At 37.7% G+C, this 22,046-nt stretch carries 19 protein-coding genes; 15 read left to right on the top strand and 4 right to left on the bottom strand.

Annotation, left to right across the window (positions count from 1 at the left end):
* The first annotated feature begins 135 nt into the window (after window positions 1-135).
* From thrS to rplT, 4 genes are all read left to right on the top strand, one after another.
* Window positions 136-2,049: a threonine--tRNA ligase gene (gene thrS, locus XM47_RS16145; RefSeq protein ID WP_048694839.1), complete on the top strand. Its 1,914-nt coding sequence runs from the start codon at window positions 136-138 to the stop codon at window positions 2,047-2,049.
* Window positions 2,050-2,069: 20 nt separating this feature from the next.
* The gene (gene infC, locus XM47_RS16140) at window positions 2,070-2,609 is read left to right on the top strand and encodes a translation initiation factor IF-3 (RefSeq protein ID WP_077066588.1); all 540 of its coding nucleotides are present in this window, start codon (window positions 2,070-2,072) and stop codon (window positions 2,607-2,609) included.
* 74 nt (window positions 2,610-2,683) lie between these two features.
* Entirely contained in the window at window positions 2,684-2,881 is a 198-nt protein-coding gene (gene rpmI / locus XM47_RS16135; RefSeq protein WP_048694830.1) for a 50S ribosomal protein L35, read from the top strand.
* Between the two features lie 17 nt (window positions 2,882-2,898).
* A complete protein-coding gene (rplT, locus tag XM47_RS16130; protein ID WP_048694828.1) occupies window positions 2,899-3,255 on the top strand; it encodes a 50S ribosomal protein L20 in 357 nt (118 codons plus the stop codon).
* A gap of 92 nt (window positions 3,256-3,347) precedes the next feature.
* Here rplT and XM47_RS16125 read toward each other — a convergent pair whose 3' ends face one another.
* The gene (locus XM47_RS16125; protein ID WP_048694826.1) at window positions 3,348-4,538 is read right to left on the bottom strand and encodes an EAL and HDOD domain-containing protein; all 1,191 of its coding nucleotides are present in this window, start codon (window positions 4,536-4,538) and stop codon (window positions 3,348-3,350) included.
* Window positions 4,539-4,822: 284 nt separating this feature from the next.
* Between XM47_RS16125 and pheS the strand changes: the two genes are divergently transcribed.
* The 4 genes from pheS (at window position 4,823) to XM47_RS16105 (ending at window position 9,803) form a co-directional block, all read left to right on the top strand.
* Complete coding sequence (gene pheS, locus XM47_RS16120; protein WP_048694824.1) at window positions 4,823-5,803, top strand: phenylalanine--tRNA ligase subunit alpha; 981 nt, start codon at window positions 4,823-4,825, stop codon at window positions 5,801-5,803.
* Between the two features lie 17 nt (window positions 5,804-5,820).
* Window positions 5,821-8,211 carry a phenylalanine--tRNA ligase subunit beta gene (gene pheT, locus XM47_RS16115; RefSeq protein WP_048694821.1) on the top strand — a complete coding sequence of 797 codons (2,391 nt, stop codon included), beginning with the start codon at window positions 5,821-5,823 and terminating at the stop codon, window positions 8,209-8,211.
* 2 nt (window positions 8,212-8,213) lie between these two features.
* Window positions 8,214-8,513, top strand: coding sequence for an integration host factor subunit alpha (gene ihfA / locus XM47_RS16110; protein ID WP_048694819.1), 300 nt, complete (start codon window positions 8,214-8,216; stop codon window positions 8,511-8,513).
* 444 nt (window positions 8,514-8,957) lie between these two features.
* Window positions 8,958-9,803: an HDOD domain-containing protein gene (locus tag XM47_RS16105; protein WP_048694818.1), complete on the top strand. Its 846-nt coding sequence runs from the start codon at window positions 8,958-8,960 to the stop codon at window positions 9,801-9,803.
* Window positions 9,804-9,905: 102 nt separating this feature from the next.
* On the opposite strand, the gene cysS is transcribed toward XM47_RS16105, so the two are convergent.
* Window positions 9,906-11,282 carry a cysteine--tRNA ligase gene (gene cysS / locus XM47_RS16100; RefSeq protein WP_048694813.1) on the bottom strand — a complete coding sequence of 459 codons (1,377 nt, stop codon included), beginning with the start codon at window positions 11,280-11,282 and terminating at the stop codon, window positions 9,906-9,908.
* Between the two features lie 138 nt (window positions 11,283-11,420).
* Here cysS and XM47_RS16095 point away from each other — a divergent pair, with 138 nt between their 5' ends.
* From XM47_RS16095 to phoR, 7 genes are all read left to right on the top strand, one after another.
* Complete coding sequence (locus XM47_RS16095) at window positions 11,421-11,912, top strand: peptidylprolyl isomerase (protein ID WP_048694808.1); 492 nt, start codon at window positions 11,421-11,423, stop codon at window positions 11,910-11,912.
* Window positions 11,913-11,977: 65 nt separating this feature from the next.
* Window positions 11,978-12,709 (top strand): UDP-2,3-diacylglucosamine diphosphatase, encoded by a 732-nt coding sequence (locus tag XM47_RS16090; RefSeq protein WP_048694806.1) that lies wholly within the window; start codon window positions 11,978-11,980, stop codon window positions 12,707-12,709.
* Window positions 12,710-12,831: 122 nt separating this feature from the next.
* The gene (locus XM47_RS16085) at window positions 12,832-13,977 is read left to right on the top strand and encodes a porin (protein WP_048694804.1); all 1,146 of its coding nucleotides are present in this window, start codon (window positions 12,832-12,834) and stop codon (window positions 13,975-13,977) included.
* A gap of 10 nt (window positions 13,978-13,987) precedes the next feature.
* Window positions 13,988-14,404 (top strand): type 2 periplasmic-binding domain-containing protein, encoded by a 417-nt coding sequence (locus tag XM47_RS16080; protein WP_048694800.1) that lies wholly within the window; start codon window positions 13,988-13,990, stop codon window positions 14,402-14,404.
* 125 nt (window positions 14,405-14,529) lie between these two features.
* A complete protein-coding gene (gene der / locus XM47_RS16075) occupies window positions 14,530-16,005 on the top strand; it encodes a ribosome biogenesis GTPase Der (RefSeq protein WP_048694798.1) in 1,476 nt (491 codons plus the stop codon).
* Between the two features lie 229 nt (window positions 16,006-16,234).
* The gene (phoB, locus tag XM47_RS16070; protein WP_048694796.1) at window positions 16,235-16,927 is read left to right on the top strand and encodes a phosphate regulon transcriptional regulator PhoB; all 693 of its coding nucleotides are present in this window, start codon (window positions 16,235-16,237) and stop codon (window positions 16,925-16,927) included.
* A 9-nt stretch (window positions 16,928-16,936) separates the two neighbouring features.
* Window positions 16,937-18,268: a phosphate regulon sensor histidine kinase PhoR gene (gene phoR, locus XM47_RS16065; protein WP_048694794.1), complete on the top strand. Its 1,332-nt coding sequence runs from the start codon at window positions 16,937-16,939 to the stop codon at window positions 18,266-18,268.
* Window positions 18,269-18,319: 51 nt separating this feature from the next.
* Here phoR and ppx read toward each other — a convergent pair whose 3' ends face one another.
* Both ppx and ppk1 read right to left on the bottom strand, forming a co-directional pair.
* A complete protein-coding gene (gene ppx / locus XM47_RS16060) occupies window positions 18,320-19,822 on the bottom strand; it encodes an exopolyphosphatase (RefSeq protein WP_048694791.1) in 1,503 nt (500 codons plus the stop codon).
* 25 nt (window positions 19,823-19,847) lie between these two features.
* The gene (ppk1, locus tag XM47_RS16055; protein ID WP_048694884.1) at window positions 19,848-21,932 is read right to left on the bottom strand and encodes a polyphosphate kinase 1; all 2,085 of its coding nucleotides are present in this window, start codon (window positions 21,930-21,932) and stop codon (window positions 19,848-19,850) included.
* Between the last annotated feature and the right edge of the window lie 114 nt (window positions 21,933-22,046).

The following is a 22,046-nucleotide window of genomic DNA, read 5'->3' as shown; positions in this document are numbered from 1 at the left end:
TTGAAAATTTATCCGCACTTGTGGTGGATTCTAACTCGACAGGTTTCTGATAAGCCTGTATTATCGCCAGCTTTCGAAAATTTCATTTTAAAACATGTGGCACTTGGTAGGTGTCACCACTGGTAAGGAAAAATCATGCCTGTCATTACGCTCCCAGACGGAAGTCAAAGATCATTTGAATCAGCAGTTACACCTTTGCAAGTTGCAGCCGATATTGGCCCAGGTTTAGCGAAAGCAACCATCGCAGGCCGTATTAATGGTGCTAGAGTTGATGCATGTGAATTAATTGAAGAAGACGTTAATTTAGAATTAATCACAGCAAAAGACGAAGACGGTTTAGAAATTATTCGTCACTCTTGTGCTCATCTTATTGGACATGCAGTCAAACAATTATGGCCAGACGCTAAAATGGCGATAGGTCCAACTATCGATAATGGTTTTTACTATGATATCGATATGGAACATTCACTTTCAGAAAGCGATCTTGAAGCGTTAGAAAAAAGAATGAAGGCACTTGCTGCAACTAACTACGACGTAGTTAAGAAAAAAGTCAGCTGGCAAGAAGCTAGAGACACTTTTGCTGCTCGCGGCGAAGCGTACAAAATTGAAATTTTAGATCAAAACGTATCTAAAGATGACCAGCCTGGTTTATATCACCACGAAGAATATATTGATATGTGCCGTGGTCCACATGTGCCAAATATGAAATTTTGTCAGCACTTTAAATTGATGAAAGTGGCTGGTGCATATTGGCGCGGTGATTCTGATAATAAAATGCTACAACGTATTTATGGTACGGCTTGGGCGGATAAAAAGCAGCTTAAAGGTTATTTGAAGCGCCTTGAAGAGGCTGAAAAACGCGATCATAGAAAAATCGGTAAAGCATTAGACTTGTTCCACTGGCAAGAAGAAGCACCAGGCATGGTGTTTTGGCATAATGATGGCTGGACTATTTATCGTGAATTAGAAGATTTTGTGCGTACAAAATTAAAAGAATATGATTACCAAGAAGTAAAAGGTCCGTTAATGATGGATCGTTCTTTATGGGAAAAATCAGGTCACTGGGATAAATATGCAGAAAACATGTTCACAACTGAATCAGAAAAACGTGAATATGCGATAAAACCGATGAACTGCCCAGGTCATGTCCAAATATTTAACCAAGGTTTAAAATCATACCGTGATTTACCTTTACGTATGGCTGAATTTGGTTGTTGCCACCGTAATGAACCGTCAGGTGCTTTACATGGTTTAATGCGCGTACGTGGCTTTACACAGGATGATGCTCATATCTTCTGTACTGAATCTCAAGTGCAAGATGAAGTAAGTGCATGTATCAAGATGGTTTACGATACGTATCAAACGTTTGGTTTTGAAAAAATCGTCGTTAAGCTATCGACTCGCCCAGAAAAACGAATCGGAGAAGATGAGATTTGGGATAGAGCAGAACAAGCCTTGATGGATGCGCTAACTAATAATGGCATTGAGTATGACTTACAGCCAGGCGAAGGTGCATTTTATGGACCTAAAATTGAATTCACACTATATGATTGCTTAGAGCGAGCTTGGCAGTGTGGTACAATTCAATTAGATTTTGCATTACCAAGTCGATTAGGTGCGAGTTATGTTGCAGAAAATAACGAGCGTCAAGTACCTGTTATGATTCACAGAGCTATTTTAGGCTCAGTTGAACGCTTCATTGGTATCCTTACAGAAGAATATGCAGGTCACTTCCCGACTTGGTTATCACCAAAACAAGCAGTTATTTTAAATATTACCGATAAACAAGGTGATTATTGTCAAAAAGTTGCTAGAATATTGAACGAAAGTGGATTTAGAGCCTCTGCGGACTTGAGAAATGAGAAGATTGGCTTTAAAATTCGCGAACATACGTTAAAACGTATCCCATACATGTTAGTTGTTGGGGACAAAGAGCTAGAATCAGGCCAAGTTGCAGTCCGAACTCGAAAAGGTGAAGACCTTGGCACTATGACGATTGAAGAATTCAGACAACGTCTAGCAGCTGATGTAACTAGCAAGAATATTTAAATTTCGTGGAGGAATAAGCCATTAAAGGTGCTATAAGAAAACCAGATACAGGCAAAGACCGTATTAATGAAGAAATTGATGCAAAAGAAGTTCGTTTGATATTAGCTGACGGCGAACAAAGAGGCGTGGTTTCTTTACAAGAAGCTATGAATGCAGCAGATGATGCTAAATTAGATTTGGTAGAAATCAGCCCCAATGCAGCGCCACCTGTATGTAAGGTTATGGACTACGGTAAGTTCCTTTACGAAAAAAGCAAATCTGTAAAAGAGCAGAAGAAAAAGCAAAAACAGATTCAGGTTAAAGAAATTAAATTTCGACCTGGAACTGATATAGGCGATTATCAGGTAAAACTACGCAACCTGACTCGCTTTTTAGAAGACGGTGACAAAGCTAAAGTAACTATCCGTTTCCGCGGACGTGAAATGGCACACCAAGAGATCGGTATCGAAATGATGAATCGTGTTAAAGACGATTTAGCTGAGATTGCCAATGTTGAATCTTTCCCTACTAGGGTAGAAGGTCGACAAATGATCATGGTGTTGGCACCGAAAAAGTCGTAACTATGGCCTAAAGCAGTTAGCTTGCTAACTCGCCATATTACATTTGTTAACTGACAATGCGGAGTAAATACTCAATGTCAAAAATTAAAAGCCACAGCGGCGCAGCTAAGCGCTTTAAAAAAACCGGCAACGGTGGTTTTAAGTGCAAACAATCACACTTACGTCATATTTTGACTAAGAAAAGCTCTAAGCGTAAACGTCACCTTCGTGCGAAAACTCAAGTTCATCAATCAGATGTTCCATTGATCGTTCGCATGTTGCCATACGCATAAAAACAGGAGACTAAAAAATGCCTAGAGTAAAACGTGGTGTAACAGCACACGCTCGTCACAAAAAAGTTTTAAAACAAGCTAAAGGTTACTACGGTGCTCGTAGTCGTGTTTATCGTGTTGCAGTTCAAGCTGTAACTAAAGCTGGTCAATACGCATACCGTGACCGTCGTCAGCGTAAACGTCAATTCCGTCAATTATGGATTGCACGTATTAATGCTGCTTCTCGTCAAAATGGTTTATCTTATAGCCGTTTCATCAATGGCCTTAAGAAAGCTTCTGTTGAGATCGATCGTAAGATTTTAGCTGACATCGCTGTATATGATAAAGCGACTTTTACTGCTTTAGTATCTAAAGCAAAAGAAGCTTTAGTTTAATAACCCATTGTTATTAAACTAAAAAAGGAGCTACGGCTCCTTTTTTTATTTGTGTTTAAGCATAGGCTTAACCATATAAATTCAATTCTAGCTCATTCTAAATTCTCAAATATATAAGCCGACTTTATCGATTCTTGATATATTTTGGGCAGTATATCTGGGTCAAGCCCCATTTTACCTGCAAGTAAATTAACTGCGGACCACTGTGCTTTTTCGTATAACTCACAAATTTTTAGAATCATCCCGTATTGGTTTGTACGGCTCAGTAGTGCAGTTTTGACACTTGGGTTTAATGCCAGTTTGCTCAATATATTTTCCATTGATTGATCTAGAATGGCATTTAACACAGAGAATAAACCTACGATGAAAGCAAAATCTGGGTTTAGTTTTAGGTTTGCCGCTAGGCTCTCACAAAAACGGGATCGGCTAATACTTAGGGTGACCAGTTCTGCTGGCTTATTATGTTGTATATAGGTTGTCGCGATAATACAGATTAATTTTTTGACCGCATTTTCACCTAAAAAAGCGAGCGCCTGCTTGATGCTCGAAATCGATTCTTTTTTGTTAAAATAGCAAGCATTTACATACTTAAATAATTTATAAGTAAGGGTTAGATCTTTGGCGAAAAGTTCAGCTAAACGCTTAATATTAAAGGTTTCTCGCATTGCTTCAGTGTAAATTGATAATACATAATTGGCATCATTTGTTAATGTATTATGCTCGATGATCTCAGGCTTACAGAAGAACTCTCCTCGAAACAAATGGAAACCTAATGACCTGCATAATTCGTATTGTTCGTGATTATCGATATCGTCAGCTAAAAGAATCGTTTTTTGTTGCTTCAAAAATGGCATGAGAGGTTCGAGGGTATTAAGCGGCGTTTGGCTTATCGAAAACTTAATCATTTTTGCAAAAGGTAAATATGCTTCCCATTCGTACAAAAAAATATCGTCATTAAAGCAAAAACGATAGCCTAAGTGATATAAGCGACGACATTTTTCCAGCAAATCTGGGCTAGCTTCAGTTAGGTGAGATAAATCGATGAAAAACTTTTTTTGATCGACATAAGCAAGGATATCTTCGGTTAACTCAGCTTCCGTTAAATGCACCATCATGCTTTTATTTGACGCGAGTAAATTTAAATTACTGGTTTGATTTTGCCTTGCTAAGCCTTGTGTTGCCAATGCCCAATATTGTGAAAATCCAGCTGAGAAATTAATTTGATAAGCTTTTACAATTTTGTGTTTATCAAAGATGGGCTGTCTAGAAGTAAACTGTTTCATTAAATCTTTTCCTACTGCGATTAACTCAATATTAATACATAGATAGAATCTTGGACAGGAGATGCAAAAACTATTAAATAAATAGGCACAATTATGTGGCTTAGAGCGGTATTTTATAAAAAAATACTGTAGAATTACGCGCTTTATTTTTTCACTTTCATCTTGTGATATTAGATGTTTAGTTAATTAGATAGGTTAACTAAATTACTTGAAAAGATTGGTTTTAAAGTAACTAAACTTGGCTCTTCAAGTGATTTAGGTTAAACGCACTAAAGGTTTATTAAATGAATTTAGATGGCATAGTCGCTCAAGCGCAAGAAGCAATTGAATCAGCAAGTGATTTAATTGCTTTAGATGAAATTAGAGTGCAATTTTTAGGTAAGAAAGGACTTTTTACTGAACAAATGAAAGGCTTAGGCAAATTGCCACCAGAAGAAAAGCCAAAAGCGGGTCAAGCAATCAACCAAGCGAAACAGCAGGTTCAAGCATTATTGAATGATAAGCGAGATGCTTTTCAACAAGCTGAATTAGATAAAAAATTAGCTGAAGAAAAAGTTGATGTTACCTTACCAGGTCGCTCAGCTGAAATCGGTGGTTTACATCCGGTAACGAAAACAATTGAGCGTATTGAGCGCTTTTTTGGCGAGCTTGGTTTTCAAGTTAGAACAGGCCCTGAAGTGGAAGATGACTGGCATAACTTCGATGCTCTAAATATTCCTGATAACCATCCTGCACGAGCCGATCACGATACTTTTTATTTTAATCCTAAGTTAGTTTTAAGAACTCAGACTTCAGGCGTTCAAATAAGAACTATGAAAGCCGAACAGCCACCATTAAGAATTATTTCACCGGGTCGTGTATATCGAAACGACTATGACCAAACACATACACCTATGTTCCATCAGGTCGAAGGGTTAATGGTTGATGAAAAAGTCAGTTTTGCTGAACTTAAAGGTATTTTATACGACTTCCTAACAAACTTTTTTGAAGAAGAGTTAGAAGTTAGATTCCGACCTTCTTTCTTCCCATTTACTGAGCCTTCAGCTGAAGTTGACGTCAAAGGAAAAAACGGTAAATGGTTAGAAGTATTAGGTTGTGGCATGGTACACCCAAATGTTTTGCAATCAGTAGGTATTGATCCTGAAAAATATACAGGTTTTGCCTTTGGTATGGGCGTTGAACGTTTAGCTATGCTGCGTTACGGTGTGACTGACTTGCGCTCATTCTTTGAGAATGACTTACGTTTCCTTAAGCAATTTAAATAAAAGATTCCGGAGTAGATATGAAATTTAGTGAATCATGGTTGCGTGAGTGGGTTAATCCAGCAATCAGTAGTGAAGAATTAGTCGCACAAATTACCATGGCTGGTTTAGAGGTTGATTCAGTCGAACCTGTTGCGGGCGAATTTTCCGGTATTGTAGTCGGCAAAGTAGTTGAGTGTGGCCCGCATCCAGATGCTGAGAAGTTACAAGTAACAAAAATTGATGTTGGTGCTGAAGAATTAATTGATATTGTTTGTGGTGCAAAAAATTGCCGTCAGGGCTTAACCGTTGCGGTTGCAATGATAGGCGCTATTTTACCGGGTAATTTTAAAATTAAAAAAGCAAAATTACGTGGTGTTCCTTCTCATGGCATGCTTTGCTCTGAAGCTGAAATGGGTATGGCTGACGAAGCGCCAGGTATCATTGAGTTACCAAGTGATGCTCCGATTGGCATGGATGTTCGCGAATATTTAAAACTTAATGACAGTATTATTGAAGTTGATTTAACGCCTAATCGTTCTGACTGTTTAAGCATTGCTGGTTTAGCTCGAGAGGTTGGCGTATTAAATCAAGCAGATGTCAATTCAATTACAATTCCAACGGTTGCCGCGACGATTTCAGACAGCGTAGAAGTTAATTTAAACGCAGGCGAAGCATGTCCTAGATATATTGGTCGTGTGATTAAAGGCGTTAACTTAACAAGCTCTGTTAGCCCACTATGGTTAGTTGAGAAGTTAAGACGTTCTGGCATTCGCAGTGTAGATCCTATCGTAGATGTAACAAATTATGTCATGCTAGAACTAGGCCAGCCAATGCATGCTTTTGATAAAGCAAAAGTATCAGGCGCAATTCAAGTTCGGTTTGCCGAAGAAAATGAAACTTTAACCTTACTTGATGGCAACCAAGTTAAATTAAAAACTAACACCTTGGTGATTGCTGACCAAGAAAAAGCGCTTGCATTAGCTGGTGTTTTTGGTGGCCAAGAGTCAGGCGTTAGTGATAGCACTCAAGATATTATATTAGAAAGCGCATTTTTTGCGCCAGATGCCATTATGGGCAAGGCACGCCAATATGGTTTGCACACTGACTCGTCCCACAGATTTGAACGTGGTGTTGATAGTCAAATTCAACAAATCGCAATTGAAAGAGCAACTCAATTAATTTTAGAAATTGCGGGTGGTGAAGCGGGTGAATTGTGTATTGCAGAGCAAAGTGAACATCTAGCTCAAGCTAAACAAGTCACGCTTCGCAAAGAAAGACTAGCACTAAAACTGGGTATCAATATTTCAGACGAAACCGTTTTAGAAGTTCTACAAAGATTAGGCTTAGAACCGAAAACAAACGAGATTGGTTGGGACACTCTAGTACCTAGCTATCGGTTCGATATCTCAATTGAAGAAGATTTAATTGAAGAAATTGCACGTGTATATGGTTATAACAATATCCCTATGATTTCGCCTGTTGCGTCATTGAAAATGTCACAACACAAAGAGTCTAAATTGGCTTTACGTGATATTAGACGGGTTTTAGTCAGTTTGGGATACCAAGAAGCAATTACTTATTCATTTGTTGATCCTAAAGTACAAGCTGCATTATTTAAAGATCAAGAAAGCTTAATTTTACCAAATCCTATTTCTGCTGATATGTCAGCAATGCGTTTAAGCACTTGGTGTGGGTTGTTAAGTTCTGTTGTTTATAACCAGAACAGACAGCAATCTAGAGTTCGTTTATTTGAAACCGGGTTAAAATTTGAACCCGATCAAAACGCTGAAAATGGCATTAAGCAAACACCCGTTCTTGGCGGTGTTATCACAGGTCTTAAGCATGGTGAACATTGGTCGCTAGATTCAACACCGGTTGATTTCTTTGACTTAAAAGGCGATTTTGAAACTGTTTTAGGTTTAACAGGCAAATTAAATGAGTATCAATTTGTCTCAGAAACACATTCTGCCTTGCATCCTGGCCAATCTGCTGCTATTTATAAAAATAGTAGAAAAGTCGGTTACTTAGGTGCGGTTCATCCGCAAGCTAATAAACCGATCGGTTTGAAGCAAAAAGCCTTTGTTTTTGAGATAGAATTATCGGCTTTATTAGACGCTTCAATACCTGAAGCTAGGGGCTTATCTAAGTTTCCATCTGTAAGACGCGATTTGGCATTTGTTGTTAATCGTGACGTACAAACAGGAAATATTTTAGATGAGATAAAAAAAATTGGCGGAAATCAATTAGTTGAATTAAACTTGTTCGATATCTACCAAGGTGAAGGTATCGCAGACTCTGACAAGAGTATTGCTGTGTCTTTAGTTTTCCAAAATGTAGAACGTACCTTAGAAGATGAAGAAATCGCGGCAATTACTAATTCAGTTATTGCTAATTTAGAAGCCAAATTTAGCGCCACGTTGAGAGATTAGGTATGGCCTTAACAAAAGCCGATATTGCAGAACATTTATTTGAAAACTTAGGTATCAATAAAAGAGACTCAAAAGAAATGGTTGAGCTCTTTTTTGAGGAAATTCGTGCTTCGCTTGAAAATGGCGAGCAGGTTAAATTATCTGGGTTTGGAAATTTTGACTTACGCGACAAAGCTCAAAGGCCTGGTCGTAATCCGAAGACAGGTGAAGATATTCCTATTTCAGCTCGCCGAGTGGTTACATTCAGACCCGGTCAAAAGCTAAAAAGCAGAGTTGAAAAGTTTGAAGGCGATGCAGAATAATTGATTACCTCTAATTGAGGTAATTTGGTTCAGCTGCACAGGAAAAAACCCATGAGTAATTGGGCTTTCTATTAATTTAGGAAGCACAATTGTCCATGGGTTTTTTGTTTTCATTATTTTAAGTCAGTAAATCCTCAATTAGTGCATAAATAAAACACTTTTTTATCTATTTTCTATAGACTTTAATTTCTATGATTCTATTATAAAAAGGCGATTATGAGTCAACACGCTATAAAACGTTTTAAGATTTTCATTTGGTATTAACACGCCATATGAAGGTATACGATGTACGCAAATGCTTATCTAGATAATGGATTTTCAGTTGCCGGTGTATATTTAATAACCAATTGATTCTCAACAGCTTGTTTAAACTTGCTAAATCAAAATAGCAAGCTACATTGAGAATAAAGATAAGAAATTTACGCTATGGATGTAAGGAACGCTATGTCTACTGAAAACGCACTACTCACTATTTTAGCTGAAAAAATAAAAAACGACTCTTTAGTATTACCAACCCTGCCGGAAGCTGCTATTCGGGTTAGAAAGGCTGCAGATGATCCTGATATTAACCTTAATCAAATGGCTGAGGTAATTGCTCAAGATCCTGCATTATCTGCACGAATGCTGAAAATTGCTAATAGTGCTTATATGGGAAGGGCAATTAAAGTTGAAACGATTAATCAAGCCGTTACCCGTATTGGTTTGAGGCAGATTAAAAATATTGCTACTGCACTGGCAATGGAGCAACTGTTTGTTTCTAAAAACCCTGTTGTGAAGCTTTTCTTAAGTAAGGTCTGGGGTATAACTATTGATGTTTCTGCATGTGCTATGGCGACATTGAAAGCCTATATCACGAGAAATAAACATACATCGTTAAACTTTGACACTATTACGCTTGCTGCTATGGTTCATAACATAGGTGTTTTGCCAATCTTGACTGAGGCAGAAAGACATGAAGAGGTATTTGCTAATCCGGAATTCTTAGAAGGCGCGATTTCTAAATTAGCGGGTCGAGTCGGCGGTTCAATTATGCGAGCTTGGGATTTTAGTCCAGAGTTTGTCACAGTTGCAGAGCGTTGGAATGATAAACGATATATTCCTGAAAACGTATGTTACATAGACTTTGTACGTATTGCTGCAGTACATGCTGGCGTTATGCCGATTGAGGGTAGCAAAGAAGATTTTTACGCTGAATACGTTGAGAAAGGAGTGTTAACGGATGTTAACTTCCTAGAGTCTGATGATTTTACTGAACAGTTTAATGCGGCTAAATCTATTTTTGCTGATTAATTAAAGTCGCTCAAACCTATACTAATTAAAAAAGGCCTAAATAGGCCTTTTTTATTGCAGTAAGAATAATATGACGGCGAGGATATTATACTCGCCCCGAAATTATTTTTTACGCCACTGAGTGCCATTTGGACCGTCTTCTAAAACTACGTTGAGTGCCGCTAGTTTGTCTCTTGCTTCATCAGCTTGAGCCCAGTTTTTGGCTTTTCTGGCGTCATTTCGCATTTTAATCAGAGCTTCAATTTCAGCAACTTCTGCATTATCACCTTGTAAAAAGGCATCTGCTTGTTGTTGTAATAGACCTAATAAACTGGCTAGTTTTACGAGCAAACTCGCTAAAACTGTTACTTTAGAAGCATCATCAGATTTTGACGAATTAATCTCTTTTGCTAAATCAAATAATACTGATAAAGCGACAGGTGTATTAAAGTCGTCATCCATCGCATTACAGAACTTAACGACATGCGGATTGGTTAAATCCAATTCCAAGTCACTAATTTCAACACCACGTAACGCATTATATAAACGTTCTAGTGAAGCTCTAGCTTGGTCTAAATTTTCTGTTGAGTAATTTAGCTGGCTTCTATAATGGCCGCTTAATAAGAAATATCTGACAGTTTCTGCATCATATTTTTCTAATACTTCGCGAATGGTGAAAAAGTTGCCTAAAGATTTACTCATTTTTTCTTGGTCAACTTGTACCATTCCTGTATGCAACCAATAATTGACATAAGGCGTATCGAGCGCGCAGCAAGATTGAGCAATTTCATTTTCGTGATGCGGAAATGATAAATCTGAGCCACCGCCATGGATGTCAAAATGATTTCCTAGCACTTTACTATTCATGGCTGAGCATTCAATGTGCCAACCTGGACGTCCATTACCCCAAGGTGATTGCCATGCTGGCTCGTTTTCTTTTGCCATTTTCCATAGCACAAAATCTAGTGGGTTTTGTTTGTTGTTATCAAGCTCGACTCTAGAGCCTGCTTGCAGCTGTGACAGGTCTTGCTTGCTGAGCTGACCATAATTGTCAAAGCTATCGACTTTAAACATGACATCGCCGTTTGGTGCGACATAAGCATGATTTTTATTGATTAGGGTTTCGACCATTTCGATAACGTCTTGCATATGAGCTGTCACTCTTGGCTCTATATCCGGTCGTAATAAATTAAGGGCATCAAAATCTTGATGCATATCGGCGATTGTTCTTTCAGTTAAAGATTCGCATGTCTCGTTGTTTTCGAGAGAACGTTTAATGATTTTGTCATCAACGTCAGTAATGTTTCTAACGTAATTAACTTCGTAACCTTTAAATCTTAAGTATCTCACCATGTTGTCAAATGCGATGTAGGTACGAGCATGGCCAATGTGGCACAAATCATAAACTGTTACACCACAAACATATAGACCGATTTTGCCATCGGTTAAAGGTTTAAAAATTTGTTTTTCACGGGCGAGAGTATTATAGATTTGTAACATTTTTTTTCCTACATTTAAGATTTTAATAGGCCGTTCATTTGAATTAACTATTGTATCATTTGAAATGATAAAAGGTTAACGACTTTTAGTAAGGATAAATTGTGTATAGAATATCAGTTTTTAATTAGAGGGTTAGATATGATCACTTTTTCAACGAATCACGGCGACATTAAAATTGAATTGTTTGCTGATAAAGCACCAAAAACAGCAGCAAATTTCTTACAGTATGCTCAGGATGGTTTTTATAACCAAACTATTTTCCACCGTGTTATTGATGGATTTATGATCCAGGGTGGTGGTATGGAGGCTGGCATGGCTGAAAAAGATGGTCGTGCGCCAATTGAAAATGAAGCAGATAATGGTGTAAGCAATAAACGTGGTACCTTAGCTATGGCAAGAACTATGGACCCACATTCAGCTAGTTCACAGTTTTTCATCAACGTAGCGGACAACACATTTTTAGATTTTCGTGCAAAATCTGCTGATGGTTGGGGTTACTGTGTTTTTGGTGAAGTTGTAGAAGGTATGGACGTTGTAGATAAGATCAAAGCTGTTGCAACAGGTCGTTCTGGTATGCATTCAGATGTACCTTTAGAAGATATCGTGATTGAAAGCACAACGGTTGCTTAAAAATTTTGGCCTAAGTGTTAACTTAGGCCAATCCCTTTGCTGCTTTACTGGAATTTTAAGCATTTATGTCCACCTTTTTTATTTCCGACCTACATTTATCTCAAGACCTGCCCGAAATTACAGAGTTACTGCTTAAATTTTTGTCTGAACTGCCTAGCGATACCGAAGCATTATATATTTTAGGCGATTTTCTCGAATATTGGGTTGGAGATGATGATGATGCTAGTTGGCTAAATCCGATTAAGCTAGCTCTAAAAAAGGTCTCAGTGGAAAAGTGTCCGATTTATTTTATTCATGGCAATAGAGATTTTTTGATTGGTCAAAAATTCGCAAATGAAACCGGCATGACAATATTAGCGGAACCCAGCGTTGTGAATTTGTATAATCAAAATGTGCTTGTATTACATGGCGATAGTTTATGTACACAAGATATTTCTTACCAAAAATTTAGGAAAGTCGTTCGCAATAAGTGGATTCAGCGGATTTTTTCTTTGCTGCCATTAACCACTCGGCACAAGATTTTTGGTGTGGGTAGAAATAAGAGCCAGGAAAAGCAAAAAGGCATGAAAAACAACCAGATACTTGATGTTACTCCTGAAGCCGTTAGTCAATTGATGCAGTTTCATCGTGTTGACATAATGATTCATGGCCATACTCATAGACCGAAAATTCATACTCATACTATTTCAACTGGGAAGGGCACTCGTATCGTGTTAGGGGACTGGTATCAGCAAGGTAGTGTGTTAGAAGTAAACAATGATGGCTACTATTTATACAACTTAGCTTTTGCACAATAAAAAATTTTTCGATTAATTAGGCGATTATCTGAGTTATTGGCTATATTTTCAGTATTCAACTCTAGTAATTGAGCTTTATTCTTCTGTTGAACCAATCCGTTCGTTTTTTAAGTGAGAAAAGTATGAATCAAAAATTAAAGTTATTATGTGGGGCGTGTTTAATTACTTCCTCCTTCTATGCAGCCGCCGATATTAGGTTAAACGGTTTTGCCCGTATTGCTGCAGGAAAAACTTTGAGTGACGATCAAAATCATATGGGCTATGACAACAAACTTGATTTTAGAAACGAAAGTTTATTTGCCCTACAGGTCACAGGTGACATGGGCGATGGGCTTTCAGCTACTGCTCAATTTATGGCGCGAGGGGAAGACGACTTTGCGGTTGAAGTGGAGTGGGCTTATTTATCTTATCAGTTGACAGACTCTACTCGATTAAATGCTGGTCGATTGAGAATTCCATTTTTCCGTTACTCAGATTTCCTTGATGTTGGCTATGCATACACTTGGTTAAGGCCGCCAGCCGCAGTTTATGATTTACCTTATACCTCTTATGATGGAGTTAGTTTACTTTATAACACTTATATGGGAGATGCTGATATTGAAGTACAAGCTTTTACTGGTGCAGCCAAAGATACCATTAGCGTTGAAGGAGCTCCAGCAGAGACAGAGCTGGCAGATGTGTATGGTGCAAATGTTACCTTTAATATGGATTGGCTTTATTTGCGCGGTGTATATTTAACCTCAAAAGCGACTTTTAATGTCGGCGCGCCTGCTTTTCAAGGGTTAATTAGTAATCTTGAAGCAGCAGGCCAAGCAGAAGCTATTGATCAGGTTTTAGTCAATGAGGATACCGGAAGTTTTGCTGGAGTTGGGGTAGGTTTGTTATTTGGGAACCTGAATTTGCAGGGCGAAGTAACCAAGGTTGGTGTGGCTGATTCGTTTATTGCCGACAGAACAAGAAGCTATGTTTCAGCATCTTATCAATTTGATCAGTTAACACCTTATGTTTTAATACAAAAAATTGATGACGAAGCAAATTTAGATGGCGCTAACTCGATTCCAGATGTCGCTCCACTTGCTGGTTTGAAAGCGGGTTTAGCTGGATTTTTGCAAGATCAGGAAAATACAGAAGATGGTAAGTATTATAGTGTCGGCTTTAGGTATGACTTCCACCCATCTGCTAGTTTTAAAACGGACTTAACTCGTTGGAAAGGTGACGACGGTGAAGATGATAAAGTACTTACGTTTGCAATCGATATGGTTTTTTAAGGGGAGAGTTATGAGTAAATTCATTAAAGCCATATTTGTTTTGGCAAGCTTTTTTAGCTTCTCTGTACTAGCTGAAATTTCTATTATTGTCCACCCTAGTAATGCAGCTAGTGTGAGTTCTGATGATGTATCACGTATCTTCTTAGGGAAGAAGAAATCTTTCTCTGATGGGAATACAGTTGTTCCTATTAACCTAAAAGAAGGCAGTGACACGAGAGAAACTTTTAACTCGACTGTGTTAAATAAAAATAGCAGCCAGTTAAAAGCTTATTGGTCTAAGCTAGTGTTTACGGGTAAGGGCGCTCCGCCTAAAGAAGTCGCCTCTGCAGCTGAAATGCTGAAGTTGATAGCAAATAACCCAAACATGATAGGTTATTTGGATTCTTCAGCCGTTGATGCCAGTGTAAAAGTTGTGGCTAAATATTAAAAACCCAAAAATATAAAAAAAACCGCTTAAATGCGGTTTTTTTATGTCTGTAAAAATTTTATTTATGCCAAACATGCTATAATCCGGCGCCATTTTTTAGTTTGTCCTGATATTTCGGAGATTACATGATACCTGTTGTTGCTTTAGTTGGTCGGCCTAATGTAGGTAAGTCAACTTTATTTAATCGGTTTACTCGAAGCCGAGATGCACTCGTTGCTAATTTTCCTGGACTGACAAGGGACAGACAGTATGGCCAGGCGGAGCATGGCGAATATAAGTTTATCGTAATAGATACTGGTGGTATCACTGGCGACGAGCAAGGTATAGATGAAGAAATGGCTAAACAGTCGTTGTTAGCGATTGATGAAGCTGATGTCGTTATGTTTATGGTGGATGCTCGCGCGGGTGTAACCGCTGCGGATCAACTGTTAGCAGAATACTTACGCAAGCAAGAAAAGAAAGTTTACCTAGTTGCTAATAAAATCGATGGTATAGATGCAGATTCAGCGGTTGCTGAGTTATATAGTTTAGCTTTAGGTGAAATTCACCAAATAGCAGCATCGCATGGCCGTGGCGTTACCGCATTACTTGAAAAAACTTTACTGCCTTTAGCTGATGAATTTACTGATATGTATACCAGTGAAGTTGAAGCGGCAGAAAAAGCCGAGTTAGAAAAATTCGCGTTAGAAAATGAAACACAAGAAGAAAATAAACTAAAAGATAAGCCAATCAAATTAGCTATTATCGGCCGGCCAAATGTAGGTAAGTCAACACTTACTAACCGTATATTGGGTGAAGAGCGCGTTATCGTGTTTGATATGCCGGGTACGACTCGTGACAGTATCTATATTCCAATGGAAAGAGATGAGCAAAAATATGTGATCATAGATACGGCAGGGGTAAGAAGACGAAAACGTGTTAATGAAACCGTCGAAAAATTTTCTATCATTAAAACGTTAAAAGCGATCGACGATGCCAATGTTGTTCTACTCGTCATAGATGCGAGAGAAGGCTTAAGTGAGCAAGATCTGACTTTATTAGGATTTAGCTTAAATGCGGGTCGTTCAATTGTTTTAGCGGTTAATAAGTGGGATGGACTCGACACACATGTGAAAGACAGAATTAAATCTGAAATTGATCGTCGATTAGGTTTTATCGATTTCGCTCGATTACATTTCATTTCTGCTTTGCATGGAACTGGTGTTGGGCATTTATTCGAATCAGTTGATGAAGCATACGAATCAGCTACTCGACGCATTTCAACTTCTATCTTGACTAAAATTATGGAAGCAGCACAGTTTGATCATCAACCACCTTTAGTCGATGGACGTCGAGTTAAACTTAAATATGCCCATGCTGGTGGTCATAATCCGCCTATTATCGTTATTCATGGTAATCAGGTTAAGAAGTTACCTGAGTCATATAAGAAATATCTAATGAATTATTACCGTAAGTCATTAGAAATTATGGGTACACCAATAAAAATCGAATTTAGAGAAGGCGATAACCCATTTGCAGATAAAGGCGATAAGAAAAAATTAGCTCAGTTACGTAATAGACGAACTATGCAAAAATTCGCCAAGAAAAAACGTGAGAGATAGTCTGGATTACGGTTGTTTTATGATGTTTTTGTTACATTAAGAAGTTGTATTTATTGATAGGTTTGTAAATATTTAAAATAACTCAATAAATTCAAGGTTTAACAAATTCCATCAAGAACTTTTGATGATAAAAATATTTCAGTTTTGTCTTAAATTTTGCTTATTTTCATAAAAGTGTCAAAATTAGAGAAGATAATGAATTTATCAAAAGTAATATGAGATAAAAAATATGTCACGCCGTGTTCTTGTTGTAGAAGATGAATTGCCAATTAGGGATATGCTGGTTTTTGCACTTGAGCAAAAAGGCTATTACACACTTGAAGCAGAAACTTATACTGAAGCTTTAGATAAAATTGTAGAGCCTTATCCAGATCTGATCCTATTAGATTGGATGTTGCCTGGCGGTAGTGGTATTCAGCTTGCAAAACAGTTAAAACAAAATGAATATACCCGTCAAATTCCTATCATAATGCTAACGGCTCGTGGTGAAGAAGAAGATAAAATTAGAGGCCTAGAAGTTGGGGCTGATGATTATGTGACTAAGCCATTCTCGCCAAAAGAACTGCTTGCTCGTATTCGAGCTGTGATGCGTAGGTCAACACCGACAAGTTCAGAAGATATGATTCAAGTTCAAGGCTTGAAACTTGACCCAGTGTCACATAGAGTAACAGCAAATGAAGATGGGCTTGATATGGGTCCAACAGAATTTAAATTATTACACTTTTTTATGTCTCACCCTGAACGTGTCTATAGCCGAGAGCAACTGCTAGATCATGTATGGGGCACGAATGTGTATGTTGAAGACAGAACGGTTGATGTACATATTAGGCGTTTGCGTAAAGCGATTTCAACTCATGGACATGATAAGTTAATACAAACTGTGCGTGGCGCAGGCTATCGCTTTTCTTCAAAGGTTTCATAATTAAATTATATGCCCAGTTTATTAATTAAGGTTTTATCTAGATGCATACTCATGGTGAGTATCTCTTTTACACTAGGTTATTTTACTGGGTCTTATGCTTTAAGCTTTTTATTTGTTCTTAGTCTCGTCTTCATCTGGTTTAACTATAATTTAATTAGACTCAACGATTGGCTATGGAGTAAGAAAAATCTCTATCCGCCTAAAAGTAGTGGCTTATGGTCAGAAGTATTTGACGGTATCTACAGGTTACAGAAAAAAAATCGTTCTAGGCGTAAAGAACAAGGTCAGTTATTAAAACGCTTTAGAGATGGAGCAGAGGCTCTGCCTGATGCTGCAGTTGTTGTTCAAACTAATGGTCAGATAATCTGGTGTAATAAACTCGCTTCACATGTTTTTGGCCTGCGCTGGCCCGAAGATAGCGGCTTAATTATCACTAATTTATTACGTAATCCTATTTTTCTGGAGCAATTTAAGCTAATTAAAGACAATACTGAGATATTAGATGAATCTTTAATTATCCCTTCACCGATTGAAAGAGACTGTACGATTGAAATTAGGATTGTACCTTATGCGTTCGGCCAGCTCCTGATATTAGGCCGAGACGTGACTCAAATAAGTCGCCTCAACCAAATGCGTAAAGATTTTATTGCGAATGTCTCGCATGAACTCAGAACACCATTAACCGTACTTCAAGGCTATCTAGAAATGATGGATGACCCAGATATGGCTAATGCACTGCATAATAAAAAAGCAATTGGCATGATGTCTGACCAGTGTGAGCGCATGTTCTCATTAGTAAATCAACTGTTGGTGTTATCTAGGATAGAAGCGAATCGAGATAACATATTTGATCATCTTGTTGATGTCCCTGCGATGTTGCTCTTACTAGAAACTGAAGCCGAACAAATTAATTCGGATAGGGGGCATAAAATTAGCTTTCATGTTGATCATGACTTATTGATCCATGGTGTTGAAGACGAGTTGAGAAGTGCTTTCACTAATTTAGTTAAAAATGCGATTCGTTACACACCTAACGGTGGTGACGTTGTTGTCAGATGGGAGCTGATCAATGCTCAAGCCAAGTTTAGCGTAACTGATAATGGCGACGGTATAGAAGCCCAACATTTAAGTCGTTTAACTGAACGCTTTTATCGAGTAGATAAAGCAAGAGCAAGATCAACAGGTGGCTCTGGTTTGGGTCTGTCTATCGTTAAGCATGTATTAGCCCATCATAGAAGCCAATTAGAAATAGAAAGCGTGGTCGACGAAGGCAGTTGCTTCTACTTTGAATTTCCAGCTGAATTGGTCGTAAAAAGACAAAAGCGTTCTAAATCAGCATAGCGGTTTAGAAGGATTAACTTTATCAAGTCACTACGCTTTCAAGCAACTCACTTAGCCAAAAGTAAAATGGTAACCTGAATTACTTTGCATTAACTGCTCAGTTTCTAAGTCAGCAAACAGCAAAGTCTCAACATCTAAAAAGCCTTCAGGAAACTGAATATGCAAGTTATCTTGCTCTAAACTAACCTTGTAGCTAGGCAAATAATCGTCTCTTCTTCTTAAATTTAAAATAGCGGCGACTCTTAAGATACGAGTGATTTTTATGATGTGTTGCTTTTTAAACAGACTAAACTCGATACTGTCATCTAACTTAAATTTCTTTCTGTGGTAGCGAACAATAAAGGCTAATACAGCTTGCTCTTCCTGATTAAAGCCAGGCATATCTGTGTATTGCAAAATATAAGCAGAGTGTTTATGGAAAGCGGTTGAATGGATGTGCAGACCGATTTCAACTAGCTTACTCGCCCAAAGTAGTAAAGCATGATATTTAGGTGAAAGTGACCAATCATGTTTAATTTGTTGGAAGATAAAATCGGCACTTCGCGCAACTCTTTTGACCTGCGCTGTATCGATTTGATAGCGGGTGGTTAAACTTTCAATTGTCCTTTCGCGAATATCAAAATGTTTAAATCTGACTTCTGTCTCGTAAAGCACACCTTCCCTTAATGCCGCATCTTCATATCTGAGCTGTTTAATTTCAAACAACTCAAAGACACCGATTAATATCGAGAGTCCGCCAGCCAAAACAGGGTTTCTTTGCTCACTTACGCCTGGAATGAGTACATTCTCAGTTGAACCAAACTCGATTAATAAGCTTTTTAATTTATATAAATGGTTTAATTCAATTTTGTGTTCGGTGCTCCAATTATTCTGGATGATCGCTTCCCTTATTGCTTTTATCGTACCAGAAGTACCATGACAGCTTGACCAAGATAAATCTTTAAAATCATCGGAATAGTCTTCTAACTCTTGTTTTGCCGCTATGATGGCTTTCTTAAAAGCCCTATCTGTGATTTTACCATTAGCAAAGTAATTCTTAGTAAAGCTCACGCAACCCATAGAGCGCGAAGTGAGCTTTAATGGCTTAAAACCGTCACCTATGATGAGTTCGGTACTACCGCCACCAATATCAATAACTAATTTTCTGCCTTCATCTGAAACTGTATTGGCTATGCCTTGGTAAATTAACCTAGCTTCTTCTTTACCGGGAATTATTTCAATCGGGAAGGGAAATACAGCTTCTGCTTGTTTGATGAAAGCTCTGCTATTAATTGCTTTTCTTAACGTATAAGTGGCAACTACTCGGACATTTTCAGGCGGGATAGCCGCGAGGCTTTCTCTCATTTGAGCCAAACAAGCTAAGCCTCTATCCATAGCTTCTTGGTCTAAAATATCATCATCAGATAGCCCTTGAGCTAGCCTAACATTTTGTTTTACCTTATGCAGTACCTGCAAGGAGCCATCTATTATTCGAGCAACAATTAAATGAAAACTATTTGAGCCAATATCTAAGGCGGCTACTACGTTATTATTGCCAGTTTGCGGTTCTGTCATTGTCGCTCCAGAGTAATAAATGACATTAGTTATCTGTCATTTTAGCGGCTTCTAAATTTTTTAGGTAATCATATATTGCAATTTGAGAGCGAATTTTTCTTTTATTGCCTCTCGCCACATACTGGTTGCTCATTTTTTCATCTAAACAGCGGGCTTTAGTGGTATCTTTGAAGTGGAGATCAAATATGGTTTTGATTTGTTTTTTTAAGCTTTTATCATAAATTGGGCAACTCACTTCTATTCTGTGCTCAATATTACGAGTCATCCAATCTGCAGATGAAATAAATACTTTTTCATCACCATTATTATGAAAAATCATGACTCTAGGATGCTCTAAAAACCTATCTATAATACTGATTATTTTAATGTTCTCACTTAAGCCTTTTTTCCCGGGAATTAAGCTACACATACCTCGAATAATCATTTTGATTTTGACCCCAGCATGACTAGCTTCATATAACTTAGTAATAATAGCTTCGTCTACTAAGTTATTAATTTTAAGCATGATCTCAGCCGTATTTCCCATTCTGGCATTATTAATCTCTTGGTCAATCAACTGGGTAATGCCACTTCTGGTATTTAATGGTGACACCAATAAATGGTAAAATTTAAACCTTTTATAACTGTGTTGAATAAAATCAAAAACATTCTCTACTTCTTCAGTAATTTCAGGGTGGCAGGTAAATAAACTAAAGTCAGTATAGATTTTAGCTGTCTTTTCATGGAAGTTACCTGTGCCGAGATGCGCGTAACGGACAATCTCATTATTTTCTTTACGGTGAATTAGACACAATTTTGAATGTATTTTTAAAGTTGGGATGCCAAACTGAACTTTAATCCCAGCATCAGTCATTACCTTAGCCCATTCAATATTATTTTCTTCATCAAATCTCGCTTTTAGCTCGACAACAACAGTAACGTTTTTACCGTTTTTAACTGCATCAATTAAAGAGTTAATCACTCTAGAGTTTTTAGCGACACGATAAATATTTAAGCGGATATGTAAGACTGCTGGGTCAAAAGACGCTTGGCGAACTAACTCAGTGAAATGGTCAAAACTATGATAGGGGTAATAGAGCAAGATGTCGTTTTTTTGTATCGCTTCAAAGGCGCTGGTTGCGGTTGCAAAATCAGTATTTTCAAGCGCGGGCAAACTTGAATTTTCTAAGTAACTGCGACCAAAGTTTGGAAAGCCAATAAAATCTTTAAAATTTCTATAGCGTCCGCCGGATAGCAAGCCTTCATTGGTATTAGATATTTTTAACTGCTTCTTTAAAAATTTGAGCATGCCATTAGGCATCTCTCGGTTATAAACGACCCGAGTCGGTTCTGCATTGATTCTTTGTTTTAAGCTTTCCGACATTTGTTCAACTATACTTTGATCAATCTCATCTTCAACAAAGTAATCGGCATCTCGAGTTACCTTAAACGAATATGCGCAGATTTCGTCAAATTCAAAAAATCCGGAGAAAATTTCAGCTAAGTTGTGTTCAATTACATCATCTAGCAAGATAACTTCTTTTTTTACTTTACTGCGTTCGGGTGGTAACAAGATGAAGCGCGATAATTCATCTGTTGGTACTTCAATTACCGCGTACTGATGTTCGCCTGATTTTGAAATTTGTACCGCCAGATAGGTTTCATTGTCACTGATTAGATCAACTAACTTTTTACCTGTCGAAGGGATAATAGGACGAATGTGTTTAACAACTTTATTTTTATAAAATTGCTTTAACCAATTTTCATGAAAATCAGATAAATTAGTATGATCAACAAAATATATTTTGTATTTAGCTAAAGTTTTGGTTACGTCTTGAAAGATTAAGTCAAAATCGGCTTGCATGGTTTTGACTTTTTGCTGCACTTGTTCCAGTAAAGTTAAAAACTCATTGCTTGAGCTTGCTTCAGCATTCTCAGCTTCAATAATTGATTTTCGTTTTAACTCAGCGACTCTGACTCGGAAAAATTCATCTAAATTACTAGAAAAAATACCTAAAAATCGCATTCTCTCGACAACAGGAACAGAGGTATCTGCCGCTTCCTGTAACACTCGGGCATTAAATGATAACCAGCTTAATTCTTTTGCAATGAATAGTTTTTCTTTTGACATGAGAGACATAATTTACCTAAAACAACTAGTAGTCAATTAAACTGTTTTTTTATGACAGTATGATTTCAAATTTGAAATATATTTTGAAGAGAAAAATTTTCAAAACCTAATAAG

Origin of the sequence: Catenovulum maritimum (assembly GCF_001050375.1) — a bacterium.
Taxonomy (GTDB): domain Bacteria; phylum Pseudomonadota; class Gammaproteobacteria; order Enterobacterales; family Alteromonadaceae; genus Catenovulum; species Catenovulum maritimum.
Note: the sequence above shows the minus strand (reverse complement) of the source record. Positions and strands in the feature narration are given on the sequence as shown.